The sequence below is a fragment of the Streptomyces sp. NPDC005931 genome (assembly GCF_042871235.1).
In the GTDB taxonomy this organism is placed as follows: Bacteria; Actinomycetota; Actinomycetes; order Streptomycetales; family Streptomycetaceae; genus Streptomyces.
On sequence record NZ_JBIAIG010000001.1, the window covers coordinates 143,541 to 158,737 of the forward strand.

13 protein-coding genes are annotated in these 15,197 nt (G+C 70.5%); 7 read left to right on the top strand and 6 right to left on the bottom strand.

Going from position 1 to position 15,197, the window contains the following annotated elements:
- The first annotated feature begins 158 nt into the window (after window positions 1–158).
- Entirely contained in the window at window positions 159–320 is a 162-nt protein-coding gene (locus ACFYOV_RS00655) for a hypothetical protein (RefSeq protein ID WP_389080998.1), read from the top strand.
- An 85-nt stretch (window positions 321–405) separates the two neighbouring features.
- On the opposite strand, the gene dnaE is transcribed toward ACFYOV_RS00655, so the two are convergent.
- On the bottom strand, window positions 406–3,945 hold the full coding sequence (gene dnaE, locus ACFYOV_RS00660) for a DNA polymerase III subunit alpha (RefSeq protein WP_389081000.1): 3,540 nt from the start codon (window positions 3,943–3,945) through the stop codon (window positions 406–408).
- A 228-nt stretch (window positions 3,946–4,173) separates the two neighbouring features.
- Between dnaE and ACFYOV_RS00665 the strand changes: the two genes are divergently transcribed.
- From ACFYOV_RS00665 to ACFYOV_RS00685, 5 genes are all read left to right on the top strand, one after another.
- A complete protein-coding gene (locus tag ACFYOV_RS00665) occupies window positions 4,174–5,523 on the top strand; it encodes a DUF2252 domain-containing protein (RefSeq protein WP_389081002.1) in 1,350 nt (449 codons plus the stop codon).
- Between the two features lie 83 nt (window positions 5,524–5,606).
- The gene (locus tag ACFYOV_RS00670; protein WP_389081005.1) at window positions 5,607–6,308 is read left to right on the top strand and encodes a hypothetical protein; all 702 of its coding nucleotides are present in this window, start codon (window positions 5,607–5,609) and stop codon (window positions 6,306–6,308) included.
- A 96-nt stretch (window positions 6,309–6,404) separates the two neighbouring features.
- Window positions 6,405–7,247: a DsbA family protein gene (locus tag ACFYOV_RS00675; RefSeq protein WP_389081007.1), complete on the top strand. Its 843-nt coding sequence runs from the start codon at window positions 6,405–6,407 to the stop codon at window positions 7,245–7,247.
- A gap of 90 nt (window positions 7,248–7,337) precedes the next feature.
- Window positions 7,338–9,020, top strand: a complete 1,683-nt coding sequence (locus ACFYOV_RS00680; protein WP_389081010.1) for an alkaline phosphatase D family protein — start codon at window positions 7,338–7,340, stop codon at window positions 9,018–9,020.
- A 336-nt stretch (window positions 9,021–9,356) separates the two neighbouring features.
- Window positions 9,357–10,346 (top strand): zinc metalloprotease, encoded by a 990-nt coding sequence (locus ACFYOV_RS00685; protein WP_389081012.1) that lies wholly within the window; start codon window positions 9,357–9,359, stop codon window positions 10,344–10,346.
- Here the strand turns inward: ACFYOV_RS00685 and ACFYOV_RS00690 are convergent.
- Window positions 10,328–10,921, bottom strand: a complete 594-nt coding sequence (locus ACFYOV_RS00690) for a dienelactone hydrolase family protein (RefSeq protein WP_389081015.1) — start codon at window positions 10,919–10,921, stop codon at window positions 10,328–10,330. The two genes, ACFYOV_RS00685 and ACFYOV_RS00690, sit on opposite strands and share 19 nt — an antisense overlap.
- Before the next feature lie 108 nt (window positions 10,922–11,029).
- On the opposite strand from ACFYOV_RS00690, the gene ACFYOV_RS00695 reads away from it, so the two are divergent.
- A complete protein-coding gene (locus ACFYOV_RS00695; protein ID WP_389081017.1) occupies window positions 11,030–12,148 on the top strand; it encodes a mechanosensitive ion channel family protein in 1,119 nt (372 codons plus the stop codon).
- Window positions 12,149–12,184: 36 nt separating this feature from the next.
- Here ACFYOV_RS00695 and ACFYOV_RS00700 read toward each other — a convergent pair whose 3' ends face one another.
- From ACFYOV_RS00700 to lspA, 4 genes are all read right to left on the bottom strand, one after another.
- Window positions 12,185–12,931 (bottom strand): SDR family NAD(P)-dependent oxidoreductase, encoded by a 747-nt coding sequence (locus tag ACFYOV_RS00700; RefSeq protein WP_389081019.1) that lies wholly within the window; start codon window positions 12,929–12,931, stop codon window positions 12,185–12,187.
- Window positions 12,932–13,019: 88 nt separating this feature from the next.
- Window positions 13,020–13,493, bottom strand: a complete 474-nt coding sequence (locus ACFYOV_RS00705) for a GNAT family N-acetyltransferase (protein WP_389081021.1) — start codon at window positions 13,491–13,493, stop codon at window positions 13,020–13,022.
- Window positions 13,490–14,434 carry an RluA family pseudouridine synthase gene (locus ACFYOV_RS00710; protein WP_389081024.1) on the bottom strand — a complete coding sequence of 315 codons (945 nt, stop codon included), beginning with the start codon at window positions 14,432–14,434 and terminating at the stop codon, window positions 13,490–13,492. Before ACFYOV_RS00710 ends, ACFYOV_RS00705 begins: the two co-directional genes overlap by 4 nt.
- 43 nt (window positions 14,435–14,477) lie before the next feature.
- Window positions 14,478–15,137, bottom strand: a complete 660-nt coding sequence (lspA, locus tag ACFYOV_RS00715) for a signal peptidase II (RefSeq protein ID WP_389081026.1) — start codon at window positions 15,135–15,137, stop codon at window positions 14,478–14,480.
- Window positions 15,138–15,197 lie beyond the last annotated feature (60 nt).

Below are 15,197 nucleotides of genomic sequence, written 5' to 3' on the forward strand. Positions count from 1 at the left end.
CGCCGGGGTTAACGGCCCGAACTCGATCTTCGGCGTGGCGTTTCCCCACTTCCTCCACCGAGGAGGCATGTCACGGACGGTAATTGTCCGGCATGCGAGCGTTATCGGGCTGTGTGAATCTGGTTCCGGCCCCTAGATCCCCCACAGGAGGCATCACCATGGCCAAGAACAAGAATCGTGACCGTAAGCAGCGCCCGACCAACCGTGGTCAGCGGGCCGAGCGGATGCCCGCCGCGCAGGCCGAGACGCAGTCCGACATCGAGACGACGCCCGGCGAGGTGGCGACCCGGAAGCGGAAGCGCAGCTTCGGTCACAACTGACGTCGCCCGACGGGTCGTTGGGACCCGGGCACGACGGCGAGGGGCGCACCCGGGACCGGGCGCGCCCCTTCCGCGCGTCCCGGGCTCAACCGGCCAGGCAGGACGGCCCGAGGAGGACCTTGAGGTCGCCGAAGAGAGCCGGGTCGGGCTTGACCCGGTGCCGGTCCAGACGCAGCACCGTGGTCTTCGTCGGGCCCTGGAGCTTGATGCGGACCTCGCTGTCACCCTTGTGGTGGCTGAGGATCTCGCCGAGCCGGCTCACCATCGGCGGGGTCACGCGCGTCGCCGGGATGGTGAGGACGACCGGTGCGTTGGTGCCCGCGTTGGACAGGTCGGGCACCATCAGTTCCATCGCCACCAGCCGCGGCACGTCCTCGCGCTTGTCGAGCCGGCCCTTGACGAACACCACCGCGTCCTCGACGAGTTGGGTGGACACCAGCTGGTAGGTGGCCGGGAAGAACATGCACTCGATGGAGCCCGCGAGGTCCTCCACGGTGGCGATGGCCCAGGCGTTGCCCTGCTTGGTCATCTTGCGCTGGAGGCCCGAGATGATGCCGCCGATGGTGACCACCGCGCCGTCACCGAAGTCGCCGCCGGTGAGCTGGGAGATGCCCGCGTCGGCCTTGTCGGACAGCACGTGCTCCAGGCCGAACAGCGGGTGGTCGGAAACGTACAGACCGAGCATCTCGCGTTCCTGGGCGAGCAGGTACGTCTTGTCCCACTCGTCGGTGGAGAACTCCACGTCGAGCCCGAAGCCCGGCTCGCTGGTGTCCTGCTCGCCCATCCCGCCGAAGAGGTCGAACTGCCCCTCGGCCTCCTTGCGCTTGACCGCGACCACGTTGTCGATCATCGGCTCGTACTGGGCGGTGAGGCCCTTGCGGGTGTGGCCGAGGCTGTCGAAGGCGCCGGCCTTGATCAGCGACTCGGTGGTGCGCTTGTTGCAGACGACCGCGTCGACCTTGTCGAGGTAGTCCGGGAAGGAGGTGTACTTCCCCTTGGCCTTGCGACACCTGATGATCGACTCCACTACGTTGGTGCCGACGTTGCGCACCGCGGACAGGCCGAAGAGGATCACGTCGTCGCCCTGGGCGGCGAAGTTGGACTCGGACTCGTTGACGTTCGGCGGGAGCACCTTGATGCCCATGCGACGGCACTCGTTGAGGTAGACGGCCGACTTGTCCTTGTCGTCCTTCACCGAGGTGAGCAGCGCGGCCATGTACTCGGCGGGATGGTTCGCCTTGAGGTAGGCGGTCCAGTACGAGACCAGTCCGTACGCGGCGGAGTGCGCCTTGTTGAAGGCGTAGCCGGCGAAGGGCACCAGCACGTCCCACAGGGCCTGGATCGCCTCGTCGCTGTAGCCGTTCCTGCGGGCGCCGGCCTGGAAGATGACGAAGTTCTTCTCCAGCTCCTCGGGCTTCTTCTTGCCCATCACGCGGCGGAGGATGTCGGCCTCGCCGAGCGAGTAGCCGGCGATGATCTGGGCGGCCTTCTGCACCTGCTCCTGGTAGACGATCAGGCCGTAGGTGACATCCAGGACCTCCTTGAGCGGCTCCTCCAGCTCGGGGTGGATCGGCGTGATCTCCTGCTGGCCGTTCTTGCGCAGCGCGTAGTTGGTGTGGGAGTTCATGCCCATCGGGCCCGGCCGGTACAGGGCCGACACGGCGGAGATGTCCTCGAAGTTGTCCGGCTTCATCAGCCGGAGCAGGGAGCGCATCGGGCCGCCGTCGAACTGGAACACGCCGAGGGTGTCGCCGCGCTGGAGCAGTTCGAAGGTCGTGGGGTCGTCGAGCGGGAGGCCCAGGAGATCGATGTCGATCCCCTTGTTGGCCTTCACCATCTTGACGGCGTCGTCCATGATCGTCAGGTTGCGCAGGCCCAGGAAGTCCATCTTCAGCAGGCCGAGCGACTCGCAGCTCGGGTAGTCCCACTGCGTGATGGTCACGCCGTCGGTGTGCCTGACCCAGACCGGGACGTGCTCGGTGATGGTCTCGCTGGACATGATCACGCCGGCCGCGTGCACACCCATCTGCCGGACCAGGCCCTCCACGCCGCGGGCGGTGTCGATGACCTTCTTCACGTCCGGCTCGTTCTCGTACATCGCGCGGACCTCGCCCGCCTCCGAGTACCGGGGGTGGCCGGGGTCGGTGATGCCGGACAGCGGGATGCCCTTGCCGAGGACGTCGGCGGGCATCGCCTTGGTGATGCGGTCGCCCATCGCGTACGGGTAGCCCAGCACGCGCGCGGAGTCCTTGATCGCGTTCTTGGCCTTGATGGTGCCGTAGGTGCCGATCATGGCCACCTTGTCGGCGCCGTACTTCTCCGTGACGTACCTGATCACCTCGACGCGCCGGCGCTCGTCGAAGTCGATGTCGACGTCGGGCATGGAGATGCGCTCGGGGTTGAGGAACCGCTCGAAGATCAGGCCGTGCGGGATGGGGTCGAGGTCGGTGATGCCGAGCGCGTAGGCGACGATCGAGCCGGCCGCGGATCCTCGGCCGGGGCCGACGGCGATGCCCTGCTTCTTGGCCCACATGATGAAGTCGGCGACCACGAGGAAGTACCCGGGGAAGCCCATCGAGATGATGGTGTCCATCTCGTACTCGACCTGCTTCATGCGGTCGTCCGGGATGCCGTCCGGGAAGCGGCGGTGCATGCCGCGCATGACTTCCTCGCGGAACCAGCTGACCTCGGTGTACCCCTGCGGGATGTCGAACTTGGGCATCAGGTCGCGCTTCTCGAACATGCCCGTGGTGTCGACCATTTCGGCGATCAGGCGGGTGTTGGCGCAACCCTCCTGCCAGGCGTCCGAGGAGTCGATGGCGTACATCTCCTCGGTGGACTTCAGGTAGTAGCCGGTGCCGTCGAACTTGAAGCGGTCGGGGTCGGAGAGGTTCTTGCCGGTCTGGATGCACAGCAGCGCGTCGTGGGCACCCGCCTCGTGGGCGTACGTGTAGTGCGAGTCGTTGGTGACCAGCGGGGGGATGCCGAGCTTCCGGCCGATCTCCAGAAGGCCGTCGCGCACCCGGTGCTCGATGTCGATGCCGTGGTCCATCAGCTCCAGGAAGTAGCGGTCCTTGCCGAAGATGTCCTGGTAGTCGGACGCCGCCTTGAGCGCCTCGTCGAAGTGGCCGAGGCGCAGCCGGGTCTGGACCTCGCCGGAGGGACAGCCGGTGGAGGCGACCAGGCCCTCGGACCACTGGGCGATGGTCTCCTTGTCCATCCGGGGCCACTTCTGGAGCCAGCCCTCGGCGTAGGCGTCGGAGGAGAGCCGGAACAGGTTGTGCAGGCCCGTCCTGTCGACCGCCCAGATCGTCTTGTGGGTGTAACCGCCGGAGCCCGAGATGTCGTCCCGCTTCTGGTGCGGCTGGCCCCAGAGGATCTTGCGCTTGTTGCGGCGCGACTCCGGGGCGACATACGCCTCGATCCCGATGATCGGGGTGATTCCGGCCTTCTGTGCCGTGTGGAAGAAGTCGTACGCCCCGTGCAGGTTGCCGTGGTCGGACATGGCGATGTGCGTCATGCCCATCTCGTTGCAGGCGTTGAACATGTCCTTCAGCCGCGCGGCACCGTCCAGCAGCGAGTACTGGGTGTGGACGTGCAGGTGCGTGAACGGCGGCTTTGACACGGTCGGGCCTCCAGGGAGAACGCTCGGCGACGGGCGGCGGACGGTCCGCGGACGGCCGCAGGGCAGTCCGGTGGACAGCGTCGAAGTCTATGCCCCGGCACTGACACCCGGGGGGCGACGGGACGTACCTTCGGGCGAGGGTCACGGGCACTCGCGTGCGCCGTGGCGCGTTGGACAGGGGACGGATCAGCCGTCCCCGCAACGTCATGCACCAGGAGGCACCCAGCGATGTCGGTCCCGCAGCTCAACGACGAGCACCGCGGCGAGGAGATCCTCGCCGTCCTCGACACCGCCTTCGGCGAGCTCCTGGCCGCCGACCCGGCCGCGTTCCGGGTGAAGTTCCGCAAGATGGCGGCCTCCGCCTTCGCGTTCTACCGGGGCACGGCGTGCCTCTTCTACCACGATCTGGACGCCGCGGACGCCGGGCGGGGGGCCGGGAGGACGTACAGCGGCCCCTACCTGGACGACCGCACCTCACGCGTGTGGATCCACGGCGATCTGCACGCGGAGAACTTCGGCACGTACATGGATTCGAACGGCCGCCTGGTGTTCAACGTCAACGACTTCGACGAGGCGTACGTCGGCCCCTTCCTCTGGGACCTCCAGCGCTTCGCGGCCTCCGTGGCCCTGATCGGCTACGCCAAGGCGCTCAGCGACGAGCAGATCACCGAGCTGGTGACCGTCTACGCGGGCGCGTACCGCGAGCGCGTCCACGCGCTGGCCACCGGCGCCAAGAGCGACGAGGTGCCCCCGTTCACGCTGGACACCGCGCAGGGCCCGCTGCTGGACGCGCTGCGCGACGCCCGCTCGCTGACCCGCTTCTCGCTGCTGGATTCGATGACCGAGATCCGCGACTTCGAGCGCCGCTTCGCCCCCGGCGGCGGCGCGGTCGAGCTGGACGCGGCCACGCGCTACAAGGTGCTCGCCGCCTTCGACGGCTATCTGGAGACCCTGCCGGACGCCTCCCTGGCCCGCCCGGACTCCTACCGCGTGAAGGACGTGGTGGGCCGCCGCGGCGTCGGCATCGGCTCGGCCGGGCTGCCGTCGTACAACATCCTCCTCGAGGGCCACAGCGACGCCCTGGAGAACGACGTGGTGATCTACATCAAGCAGGCCCAGACCCCGGCGGTTTCCCGCCACATCACCGACCCGGCGATCCGCGGCTACTTCCGGCACGAGGGCCACCGCACGGTGATCTCCCAGCGGGCCCTCCAGGCACACGCCGACCCGTGGCTGGGCTGGACCGAGCTGGACGGCGCGGGACAGCTGGTCGCCGAGGTCTCGCCGTACGCCGTGGACCTGGACTGGGGCGACATCGACGACCCGGAGGAGATCGCCCAGGTCGTCGCCGACCTCGGCCGGGCCACGGCCACGATGCACGCGGCGGCGGACGACACCTCCGGCGAGTCCCTGGTCCCGTTCTCCACCGAGCGCGCCATCGACGCGGCGATCGCCGCCGACGAGGACGGCCTGGCACCCCTGCTGGTCGACTTCGCGCACGCCTACGGCGCACGGGCGCGCGCCGACCACCAGATCTTCCTGGACCTGTTCCGCAACGGCAGGATCCCGGGGCTGTGAGACCGCGTCCCGCCCGGGGGCACGCCTCCACAGGAACCCTTTAGACACCCCTTACCGCCGGACGTGACAGACTCTCCCTCGCCATGGACATAACCGGAACCCAGCTCAGAGCCGTCCGCGCGGCGCTGTTCACGGCGGTGGTCGTGACGCTCAGCACCGCGTCGCACGTGCTGCTGTCCGGGGCTCCGCTGCCGCTGAACACGGTGGCCGTGATCACCGCCGCCGTGTTCGTGCCGGCGTACGCCCTGGCGGGCCGCGAGCGTTCGTTCGGGCGGATCGCGGCGCTGCTGATTCCGCTGGAGCTCGCCGCCGACACCGTCTTCACCACCGGTCAGCACGTCTGCTACGGCCGGGCCGGCGGCCCGGTCGCGGGTCCGCTGCGCTCCCTCGGACTCGACGTGCTGTGCGGCGACGGCACCAGTGTGGGCTCCCCGCTCGCCCGGGTGACCGGGGCCGCCGACACCGGCGGCGAGCGGCTGGCCGGCCTGCTGGCCCAGGCCGACCCGAGCACCGCATGGCTGCTGCTCGCCGCGCACATCGGCGTCGGCCTGTTCGCCGCGGCCTGGCTGCGGCGGGGCGAGCGGGCGCTGGTCCAGCTGCTGCGGGCGACGGCGTCCACGGCGGTCCGGCCGCTGCTGCTGGCCGTCGCCGCGGTGACCGGGCGCCGGACCCCCGAGGCCCGCCGCCCGGCCCGCCGGGTCCACCGGGCCGTCACGGCCCGGACCCGGATCCTCACGCACTCCCTGGGACGGCGCGGACCGCCGTGCTCGACCGCCGTCGCCTGAGGCAACCCCTGCCCCGGCGCCGGCGACCTTCGAGCACCAGTGGTCCCCATCCGTATCCCGCACACCACATGTGCGTCCCCCGTGGAGAACATCATCATGAGCAAGCGGAACAGCCAGGCGGCGAAGTCTGCGGCCCGGGAGCGCCTGCGCGTCGAGCGCGAGCGCCAGGCCAAGCGCGACAAGGTCAGGCGCCAGCTCGTCGTCGCCGGTTCCATCGTCGCCGTCCTGGCCATGGCCGGCGGCATCGGCTACGCGGTGGTCCAGGGCAACAAGCCCGGCCACTGGGAGGCCGTGAAGGACGACAAGGTCGTCGCCCCCGCCAACACGACGGGCCAGAACGGCACCACCGTCGTCATCGGCAAGGACAGCGCGAAGAAGACCCTGAAGGTCTACGAGGACCCGCGCTGCCCGGTCTGTGCGACGTTCGAGCAGAACACCAGCGAGACTCTGGACAAGGACCTGGAGGCCGGCAAGTACAAGGTCCAGTTCGTCGGCGGCACCTTCCTCGACGGCGACTCCCTCGGCGACGGCAAAGTCGGCTCCAACGGAGAGGGCTCCAAGAACGCGACGAGCGCGCTGGGCGCCGCGCTGAACGTGAGCCCCGAGGCCTTCCTCCACTTCAAGACGGCGATGTACTCGTCGAAGTGGCACCCGAAGGAGTCCGACGACAAGTTCAAGGACGACGCCTACATCATCGACATCGCGAACACGGTGCCCGAACTGAAGGGCAACAAGACCTTCCAGGACGCCGTGAAGAAGGGCACGTACGACGCCTGGGCCCTCGCGATGTCGAAGACGTTCGACACCAACAAGGACGGCGTCAACGGCACCCCGACCCTGATCATGGACGGCAAGAAGGTCACCGGACCCGACGGCCAGAGCGCCCCCATGGACGCCGAGCAGTTCAAGGCGGCGATCGACACGGCCCTCAAGGGCTGACTCCCGGTCGGCTGACCGCGGCCTGAAGAGCGGGCGAACTTTGGCGAGTTCGCCCGCTCTCGTGCGTACCGGTCAGTAATCTGATCGGCCGTGACCAGTCGAGACAGATCTTCACGAAGCGGCGCCTCCGCCACCGCGGACGCCAACTCCCTTGCCCCTCGCCGCCGTACGGTGGTGAAGGCGGCGGCCGCCGCCACCGCGGTGCTGGCCGGCCCGCTCGCCGCCTCCCTGCCGGCCCGGGCGGCTGCGCAGGCCCCCGCCTTCCTGCACGGCGTGGCCTCCGGCGACCCCCTGCCGGACGGGATCCTGCTGTGGACCCGGGTGACCCCCACGCCGGAGGCGATACCCGGCTCCGGGATCGGCCCGGACACCGAGGTGAGCTGGACCGTGGCCCGGGACAGGGCGTTCACCGACGTCGTGGCGAGGGGCACCACCCTCGCCACCGCCGCCTCCGACCACACCGTCAAGGCGGACATCCGCGGCCTGGAACCGGCCACCGACTACTGGTTCCGCTTCTCCTCCGGGGGCACCGACTCCCCCGTCGCCCGCACCCGCACGGCCCCCGCCGCCGACGCCGCGGTGACCGGGCTGCGCTTCGGCGTGGTCTCCTGTTCCAACTGGGAGGCCGGCCACTTCGCGGCGTACCGCCACCTCGCGTCGCGGGGTGATCTGGACGCCTGGCTGCATCTGGGCGACTACATCTACGAGTACGGCACCGGCGAGTACGGCACCCGTGGCACGGTGGTCCGCCCGCACGCGCCCGCCCACGAGATCGTCACCCTCGCCGACTACCGGGTCCGGCACGGCGCGTACAAGACCGACCCGGACCTCCAGGCCCTGCACCACAAGGCCCCGGTCGTGGCGATCTGGGACGACCACGAGCTCGCCAACGACGCCTGGTCGGGCGGCGCCGAGAACCACACCGAGGGCGCCGAGGGCACCTGGGCCGCCCGCCAGGCCGCCGCCAAGCAGGCGTACTTCGAGTGGATGCCGGTGCGCCCCGCGCTCGCCGGCACCACCTACCGCCGGCTGCGCTTCGGCAGGCTCGCCGACCTCTCGCTGCTGGACCTGCGCTCCTTCCGCTCCCAGCAGGTCTCCGTCGGCGACGGCGACGCCGACGACCCGGACCGTACCCTCACCGGCCGCGCCCAGCTCGACTGGCTCAAGGCGGGCCTCGCGCAGTCGGACACCACCTGGCGACTGGTCGGCACCTCGGTGATGATCTCCCCGTTCGCGGTCGGCTCGCTCCCGGCCGATCTGCTCAAGCCGCTGGCCAAGCTCCTGGGTCTGCCGCAGGAGGGCCTCGCCCTCAACACCGACCAGTGGGACGGCTACACCGACGACCGGCGTGAACTCCTCGCCCATCTGCGGTCCCACGCCATCCGCAACACGGTGTTCCTCACCGGCGACATCCACATGGCGTGGGCCAACGACGTGCCGGTGAACGCCGGTACCTACCCGCTGTCCCCCTCCGCCGCCACGGAGTTCGTCGTCACGTCGGTCACCTCCGACAACCTCGACGACATCGTCAAGGTCCCCGAGGGCACCGTTTCGGCGGTCGCCTCCCCGCTGATCCGGGCCGCCAACCGGCACGTGCACTGGGTCGACACCGACCGCCACGGCTACGGCGTGCTGGACATCTCCGCCGAGCGTGCGCAAATGGACTACTACGTCCTGTCCGGTCGTACGGCCGACGCCACCTCCAAGTGGGCCCGCTCGTACCGGACGCGCACCGGCACGCAGAAGGTCGAGCGCTCCTACGACCCGGTGTAGTCCCCGCCGGCCTGCCCCCAGGGGCTGTTTTCGGCCAACCCCGATCGAGGGGCGTGCCGTTGAGCAGAGATCACATCGCTCCGGCGGGTGGTGTGCACCGTGAACCGAATCCGGACACACCACTCGACCGATGACCGACCCCGTTACGTCGAGATCCCAGACTCCGGACGGCGGAAGGTTTCAGCCTCCTTCACCTCCCTGATTGCCCCTGTTTGACGGGCCGTTGATTGGGCTTGATCAGCGCTCCTGCCACATGGTCATGTCCACGTAATCTCCGGGCGGCGGCCAGGAAAGATCCCTGCGCCGCTCTCCCCACCGCATCCGCTAGGAGCCTGCATGCGTGCGCTTGCCCGGATATCTCCCCTGTCGCGCAGACGCCTTCTCGGCACCGCCGTCGTGGCCGGAACCCTGATGTTCACTCCCTTGTCCGCGCCCACCGGCATCGCCGCGGCCGGCACCGGCACCGCTGTCGAGTGCGCCGAGGACACCCACGCCACGGCCCGTGAGGCCCGTCCCGGCAGCGGCGAGCACATCGCCGAGCCGAACGAGATCAGTGAGTCCCGCGCCAAGGCCATGGACGCCGAGCTGCGCGCCCGGCTCGACAAGCTGCGCGCGAACGGCCGCAGCACGACGGCCGGCGCCACGACGACGAGCATCCCGGTGTACTTCCACGTCATCCACGACGGCGAGAACGGCAAGCTCGGCTCCGCCGACATCACCGCCCAGATGAACGTCCTGAACGCGGCCTACGCCGGCCAGGGCACCGGAAACACCGACTCGGGCTTCCAGTTCACGCTGGCCGGCACCGACTACACCGACAACGCCGCCTGGTACACCGTCGGCCACGGGTCGGCGGAGGAGAAGGCGATGAAGTCCGCCCTGCGCAAGGGCGGCGCGAACGCGCTCAACTTCTACACCGCGAACATCGGCGGCGGTCTCCTCGGCTGGGCCACCTTCCCCAGCTCCTACCGGTCCAACCCGACGATGGACGGCGTGGTCGTGCTCGACGCCTCGCTGCCGGGCGGCTCGGCCACCAACTACGACGAGGGCGACACCGCCACCCACGAGGTCGGCCACTGGTTGGGCCTGTACCACACCTTCCAGGGCGGCTGCAACGGCAACGGCGACTACGTCAGCGACACCCCGGCCGAGAAGAGCGCCGCGTACCAGTGCCCGACGGGCCGCGACACCTGCGCCAGCAAGCCCGGCGTGGACCCGGTCCACAACTTCATGGACTACACGTACGACGCGTGCATGTACCAGTTCACCTCCGGCCAGGTGACGCGCATGCAGGAGAACTGGGCCGCCTACCGGGCCGCCGGCTGATCCTCCTGGAGCGAGTCGAGGAAGCCGAGAGCCACCCGCCAGGTGGCCTCGGCGGCCTCCTCGTCGTAGTCCGGCAGGTCGGGGTCGGTGTAGAGGTGGCCGGCCCCGGCGTACCGGTACACCTCGACGTCCGCCCCCGCCCGGCCCATCTGCAGATACCAGGCGCCGAGCCAGTCGTCGGTCTCGAACGGGTCCGGTTCGGCGACGTGCAGCTGCACCGGCAGCCCGTCCGCCGAGGCGGTGGCGGCGATGTCCGAGGTGCCGTGCAGGAGCAGCAGACCGCGCGCCTTGTCGTCGCCGAGCGCCAGCGTCTGGGCGACGGAGGCGCCGAAGGAGAACCCGGCGTACACCAGGCCGCGGTCGGAGTAGGGGGCGACGGCGAGCACGGCCCGCCGCAGCAGCTCGTCCTTGCCGATCTCCTCCTTGTGCGCCATGCCCTCCTCGACCGTGTCGAACGTGCGGCCCTCGAAGAGGTCGGGCACCCGGACCTCGTGTCCCGCCGCGCGCAGCCGGTCCGCGGCTCGGTGCACCGCGGGCCGGAGACCGTAGGTCGAGTGAAAGAGCATGATGTCCATGGGGCCCATGGTGCCAGCCGGGTGTGAACGCACCGGATCGCGGCACTACCCCCCACTGTGCGGAAATCACATGTTCATGCCCGCCCGTGGCCGGTTAGGTTCGCAGACATGGATGACGTGCTCCGCCCGCTGATCGTGGTCGGCGGCTCGGTCGTGCTCACGCTGCTGCTCGGCTGGGCCACCGATCTGCTGCTGCGCAAGGCCGACGAACGGCACCACGAGACCCCGCTGTGGGGTCTGCTGCGCCGTGCCCGTGTTCCCTACCAGCTGGTGCTCTGCGCCGCCCTGCTCAGAGGGTCCTACGTCGAGGCCCAGGTCTTCCCGGACCACCGGGTCGGCATCGGCCGGGCGCTGACCCTGGTGCTGATCGGATCGACCGCCTGGCTGGTGATCCGGATTGCGGCGGCGGTCGTGGAGATGTCCTACACGCGCTACGCCAACGCCCGTTCGCACCGCGACCCCGCCCGCGTTCGCCGGGTGCGGACCCAGGTCACCCTGATCCGGCGGGTGGTCTCGGCGATCGTCGGCGTGGTCGCCGTGGCCGCGATGCTGCTGACCTTCCCGGCGATGCGCGCGGCCGGCGCCTCACTGCTGGCCTCGGCCGGCATCCTCGGCATCGTCGCCGGTGTCGCCGCGCAGTCCACCCTGGGGAACATGTTCGCCGGGCTCCAGATCGCCTTCGGCGACATGGTGCGCATCGGGGACACGGTCGTGGTGGACGGCGAGTGGGGCACGGTCGAGGAGATCACCCTGACCTTCCTCACCGTGCGCACCTGGGACGAGCGCCGGATCACCATGCCGGTGTCGTACTTCACGTCCAAGCCGTTCGAGAACTGGTCGCGCGGCACGCCGCAGATGACCGGCATCGTCTTCTGGCACCTCGACCACTCGGCCCCGCTGGACGCGATGCGCGAACGGCTCCGCGACATCCTGCGCGAGTGCCCGGCCTGGGACGGCCGCGCCTGCGACCTGTCCGTGACGGACACCAGCCCCACCACCATGCAGGTGCGGGCCCTGGTGACGGCCAAGGACGCGGACGACATCTGGACGGTCCGGGTCACGGTGCGCGAGCGCATGATCCGCTGGCTCGCCGCCGAACACCCCTACGCGCTGCCCCGCGTCAACACGGCCGACGCGGTCCTGCCCCCGGGCCCCGACGACCACCACCGCACCTCCCACAGCCTGCCGCGCCCCCGCCGGGTGCACAGCGCGCCGAGGGAACGCTGAGCGGCGCGCCGCTCGGGCGCGGGCACCGGACCACGGTCAGTGCCCGCGCTCGGCACCGCCGTTGACCTGGATGATCTGCGAGGTGATGTGTCCGGCGCCCGGTGAGGCGAGCCAGTGCAGGGTCGAGGCGACGTCCCCGGGCGTGCCGGCCCGCCGGTCGGAGGTCTCGGCGATCAGCCGGGCGCGCCGCTCCTCGTCGATGCCGTCGCCGAAGAACCCGGTGTCCTCGACGTAGCCGGGCGCGACCACGTTGACGGTGATGCCGTGCGGCCCCAGCCTCCGGGCGAGGTCGTGGGCGTACGGATGCAGCCCCGCCTTGGCCGCCGCGTACGCCACCTGGCCGGAACCCCGGTAGGCGGCGATGGAGCTGAGGAACAGCACTCGCCCGCCGGGTTCGGCGAGCCGGTCCCTGAGGGCCTCGGTGAGCAGCACGGCGGTCAGCAGGTTGAGCCGGAAGTTGACCGTCCAGTGGCGGGCGACGGCGTCCAGCGGGTCGTCCCCGCCGACGGGCGGCTCGAGCAGCCCGTTGCCCCCGGCGCTGTGGACCAGCACGTCCACGGCGCCGAACTCCCGTCCCACGAAGCCGGCCACACCGCGCACGGCCTCCGGGTCCGTCAGGTCGGCGGCGTACACCAGCGCCCCCGGCACTCCGGCCCCTGCCCGCTCCAGCACGTCCCCCCGCCGGCCGAGCAGCAGCACCCGGTCACCGTCCGCGGCGAAGACCCGCGCGGTCGCCAGCCCGATCCCCGTACCGCCCCCGCTGATCACAACATTCCGAGTCATGGCAGGACCCTACGGACGAGACCGCCGACGACGCCGAACCAACGCGGGAAACGCCCGGCCGGGCCGCGGAATCCACCGCGGACCCTGGTCAGAGAACGCGCCGCATGGCACGGTGCGGCATACCCGCGTCCGGGAACTCCGGACCGTACGCCTCGTAGCCGAGCCGCTCGTAGAAGCCGAGGGCGTGGGTCTGCGCGTGCAGGTCGACGGCCGTGAGGCCCCGCGCGAGGGCCGCCTCCTCGATGGCCCGCACCAGTGCAGCCCCGACACCGAGCCCCCGGGCCTCACGCGTCACCGCGAGCCGCCCGAGGGAGCCGACGGCCGGATCGCCGCCGTTCTTCGCCGCGGCGGCCTCGCCGTGCAGCAGCCTCCCGGTGCCGAGCGCCGCGCCGTCCTCCCGGACCGCGAGCACGTGCACGGCGCCGGCGTCGTGGGCGTCGTACTCGATGTCCTCGGGAACGCCCTGCTCGGCGACGAAGACCTCCTTGCGCACCGCGAAGCACGCCTCGCGGTCGCCGGGCTCGCGCGCTTCGCGGACCGCGTAGGCGTGGGAGCCGGTCATGCGTAGGTCTCCTCCCGGACCTGGTCCAGCGCCTGCTGGAGGTCGTCGGGGTAGTCGCAGGAGAACTCGGCCCACTGCCCGTCCCCGGGGTGCTCGAAGCCGAGCCGCACCGCGTGCAGCCACTGGCGGGTCAGCCGCAGCCGCTTGGCGAGCGTGGGGTCGGCGCCGTACGTGAGGTCGCCGACGCAGGGGTGCCGGTGGGCGGCCATGTGGACGCGGATCTGGTGGGTGCGGCCGGTCTCCAGCTTGACGTCGAGCAGGGAGGCGGCGCGGAAGGCCTCGATGAGGTCGTAGTGCGTGACGGACGGCTTGCCGTCGGCGGTGACCGCCCACTTGTAGTCGTGCTGCGGGTGCCGGCCGATGGGGGCGTCGATCGTGCCGCTGGTCGGGTCGGGGTGGCCCTGGACGAGCGTGTGGTACCGCTTGTCGACCGTGCGCTCCTTGAACTGGCGCTTGAGCGACGTGTACGCGTACTCCGACTTGGCCACCACCATCAGGCCGGACGTGCCGACGTCGAGGCGGTGCACGATGCCCTGGCGTTCGGCGGCGCCGGAGGTGGAGATGCGGTAGCCGGCGGCGGCGAGCCCGCCGATGACGGTGGGGCCGGTCCAGCCCGGGCTCGGGTGGGCGGCGACCCCGACCGGCTTGACGATGACCACGACGTCGTCGTCGTCGTGCACGATCTCCATGCCCTCGACGGGCTCGGCGACGACCTGCACCGGCGCGGGCGCCTGCGGCATCTCGACCTCGAGCCACGCGCCACCGTGGACCCGCTCCGACTTGCCGACCACCGATCCGTCGACCGTGACCTTCCCCGAGGCGGCGAGCTCGGCCGCCTTGGTACGGGAGAAGCCGAACATGCGGGAGATGGCGGCGTCGACGCGCTCGCCCTCCAGGCCGTCGGGCACGGGCAGGGTACGGATCTCGGGAATCGTGCTCACCCGTCGAGTATGCCGGACGGGTGAGAGGGCACCGAACGCGCGCTCAGTCCTTGTGGACGGTGCCGTCCGGATCAAGTCCTCTGAAGGACAGCAGCACGATCAGGATGCCGCCGCACACGATCGCCGAGTCGGCGAGGTTGAAGACGGCGAAGTGCTTGGGGGCGATGAAGTCGACGACCGCACCCTCGAAGACGCCCGGCGAGCGGAAGATCCGGTCGGTGAGATTGCCGAGGGCGCCGCCGAGCAGCATGCCGAGCGCGATCGCCCAGGGCAGGCTGTACAGCTTGCGCGCGAGCCGGACGATCACCACGATCACCGTCGCCGCGATGACCGTGAAGATCACCGTGAAGGCCTCGCCGAAGCCGAAGGCCGCGCCCGCGTTGCGGATCGCCTCGAACCTCAGCCAGTCGCCGACGATCTCGATCGGCGGGTGGTGCTCCAGCTTGGCCACCACGATCATCTTGCTGATCAGGTCGAGGGCGTAGGCGAAGACGGCGACGCCGAACAGCACGGCGATGCGCCGCCTGCCGCGGGGGCGCTCGGTCTCCGGCCCGGTGCCGTCGGCGCCGGACCCGCCTGCCGGGACCTCCCCCTCCTGGGCACCGGCCGGCCCGCCCGTCACGGGCTCCGCGGGCCGTTCCCGCCCGTCCCGGCCCGCGTCCGGGGTGTCCGGCGTACCGATGATGCGCTCCGCCTCTGCCACGTGAGTCCCTCAGCCTAGGTACCTGACTGAGGACGAGGGTACGGCACGCCCCGTGCCGCC

Bases quoted from the DNA above. Each gene is read 5' to 3' on its own strand.
- ACFYOV_RS00695 (WP_389081017.1), top strand. From the start codon at position 11,030: ATGGATGACGTGCTCCGCCCGCTGATCGTGGTCGGCGGCTCGGTCGTG.
- ACFYOV_RS00655 (WP_389080998.1), top strand. From the start codon at position 159: ATGGCCAAGAACAAGAATCGTGACCGTAAGCAGCGCCCGACCAACCGT.
- ACFYOV_RS00685 (WP_389081012.1), top strand. From the start codon at position 9,357: ATGCGTGCGCTTGCCCGGATATCTCCCCTGTCGCGCAGACGCCTTCTC.
- ACFYOV_RS00670 (WP_389081005.1), top strand. From the start codon at position 5,607: ATGGACATAACCGGAACCCAGCTCAGAGCCGTCCGCGCGGCGCTGTTC.
- ACFYOV_RS00690 (WP_389081015.1), bottom strand. From the start codon at position 10,921: ATGGACATCATGCTCTTTCACTCGACCTACGGTCTCCGGCCCGCGGTG.
- ACFYOV_RS00700 (WP_389081019.1), bottom strand. From the start codon at position 12,931: ATGACTCGGAATGTTGTGATCAGCGGGGGCGGTACGGGGATCGGGCTG.
- ACFYOV_RS00675 (WP_389081007.1), top strand. From the start codon at position 6,405: ATGAGCAAGCGGAACAGCCAGGCGGCGAAGTCTGCGGCCCGGGAGCGC.
- ACFYOV_RS00705 (WP_389081021.1), bottom strand. From the start codon at position 13,493: ATGACCGGCTCCCACGCCTACGCGGTCCGCGAAGCGCGCGAGCCCGGC.
- ACFYOV_RS00665 (WP_389081002.1), top strand. From the start codon at position 4,174: ATGTCGGTCCCGCAGCTCAACGACGAGCACCGCGGCGAGGAGATCCTC.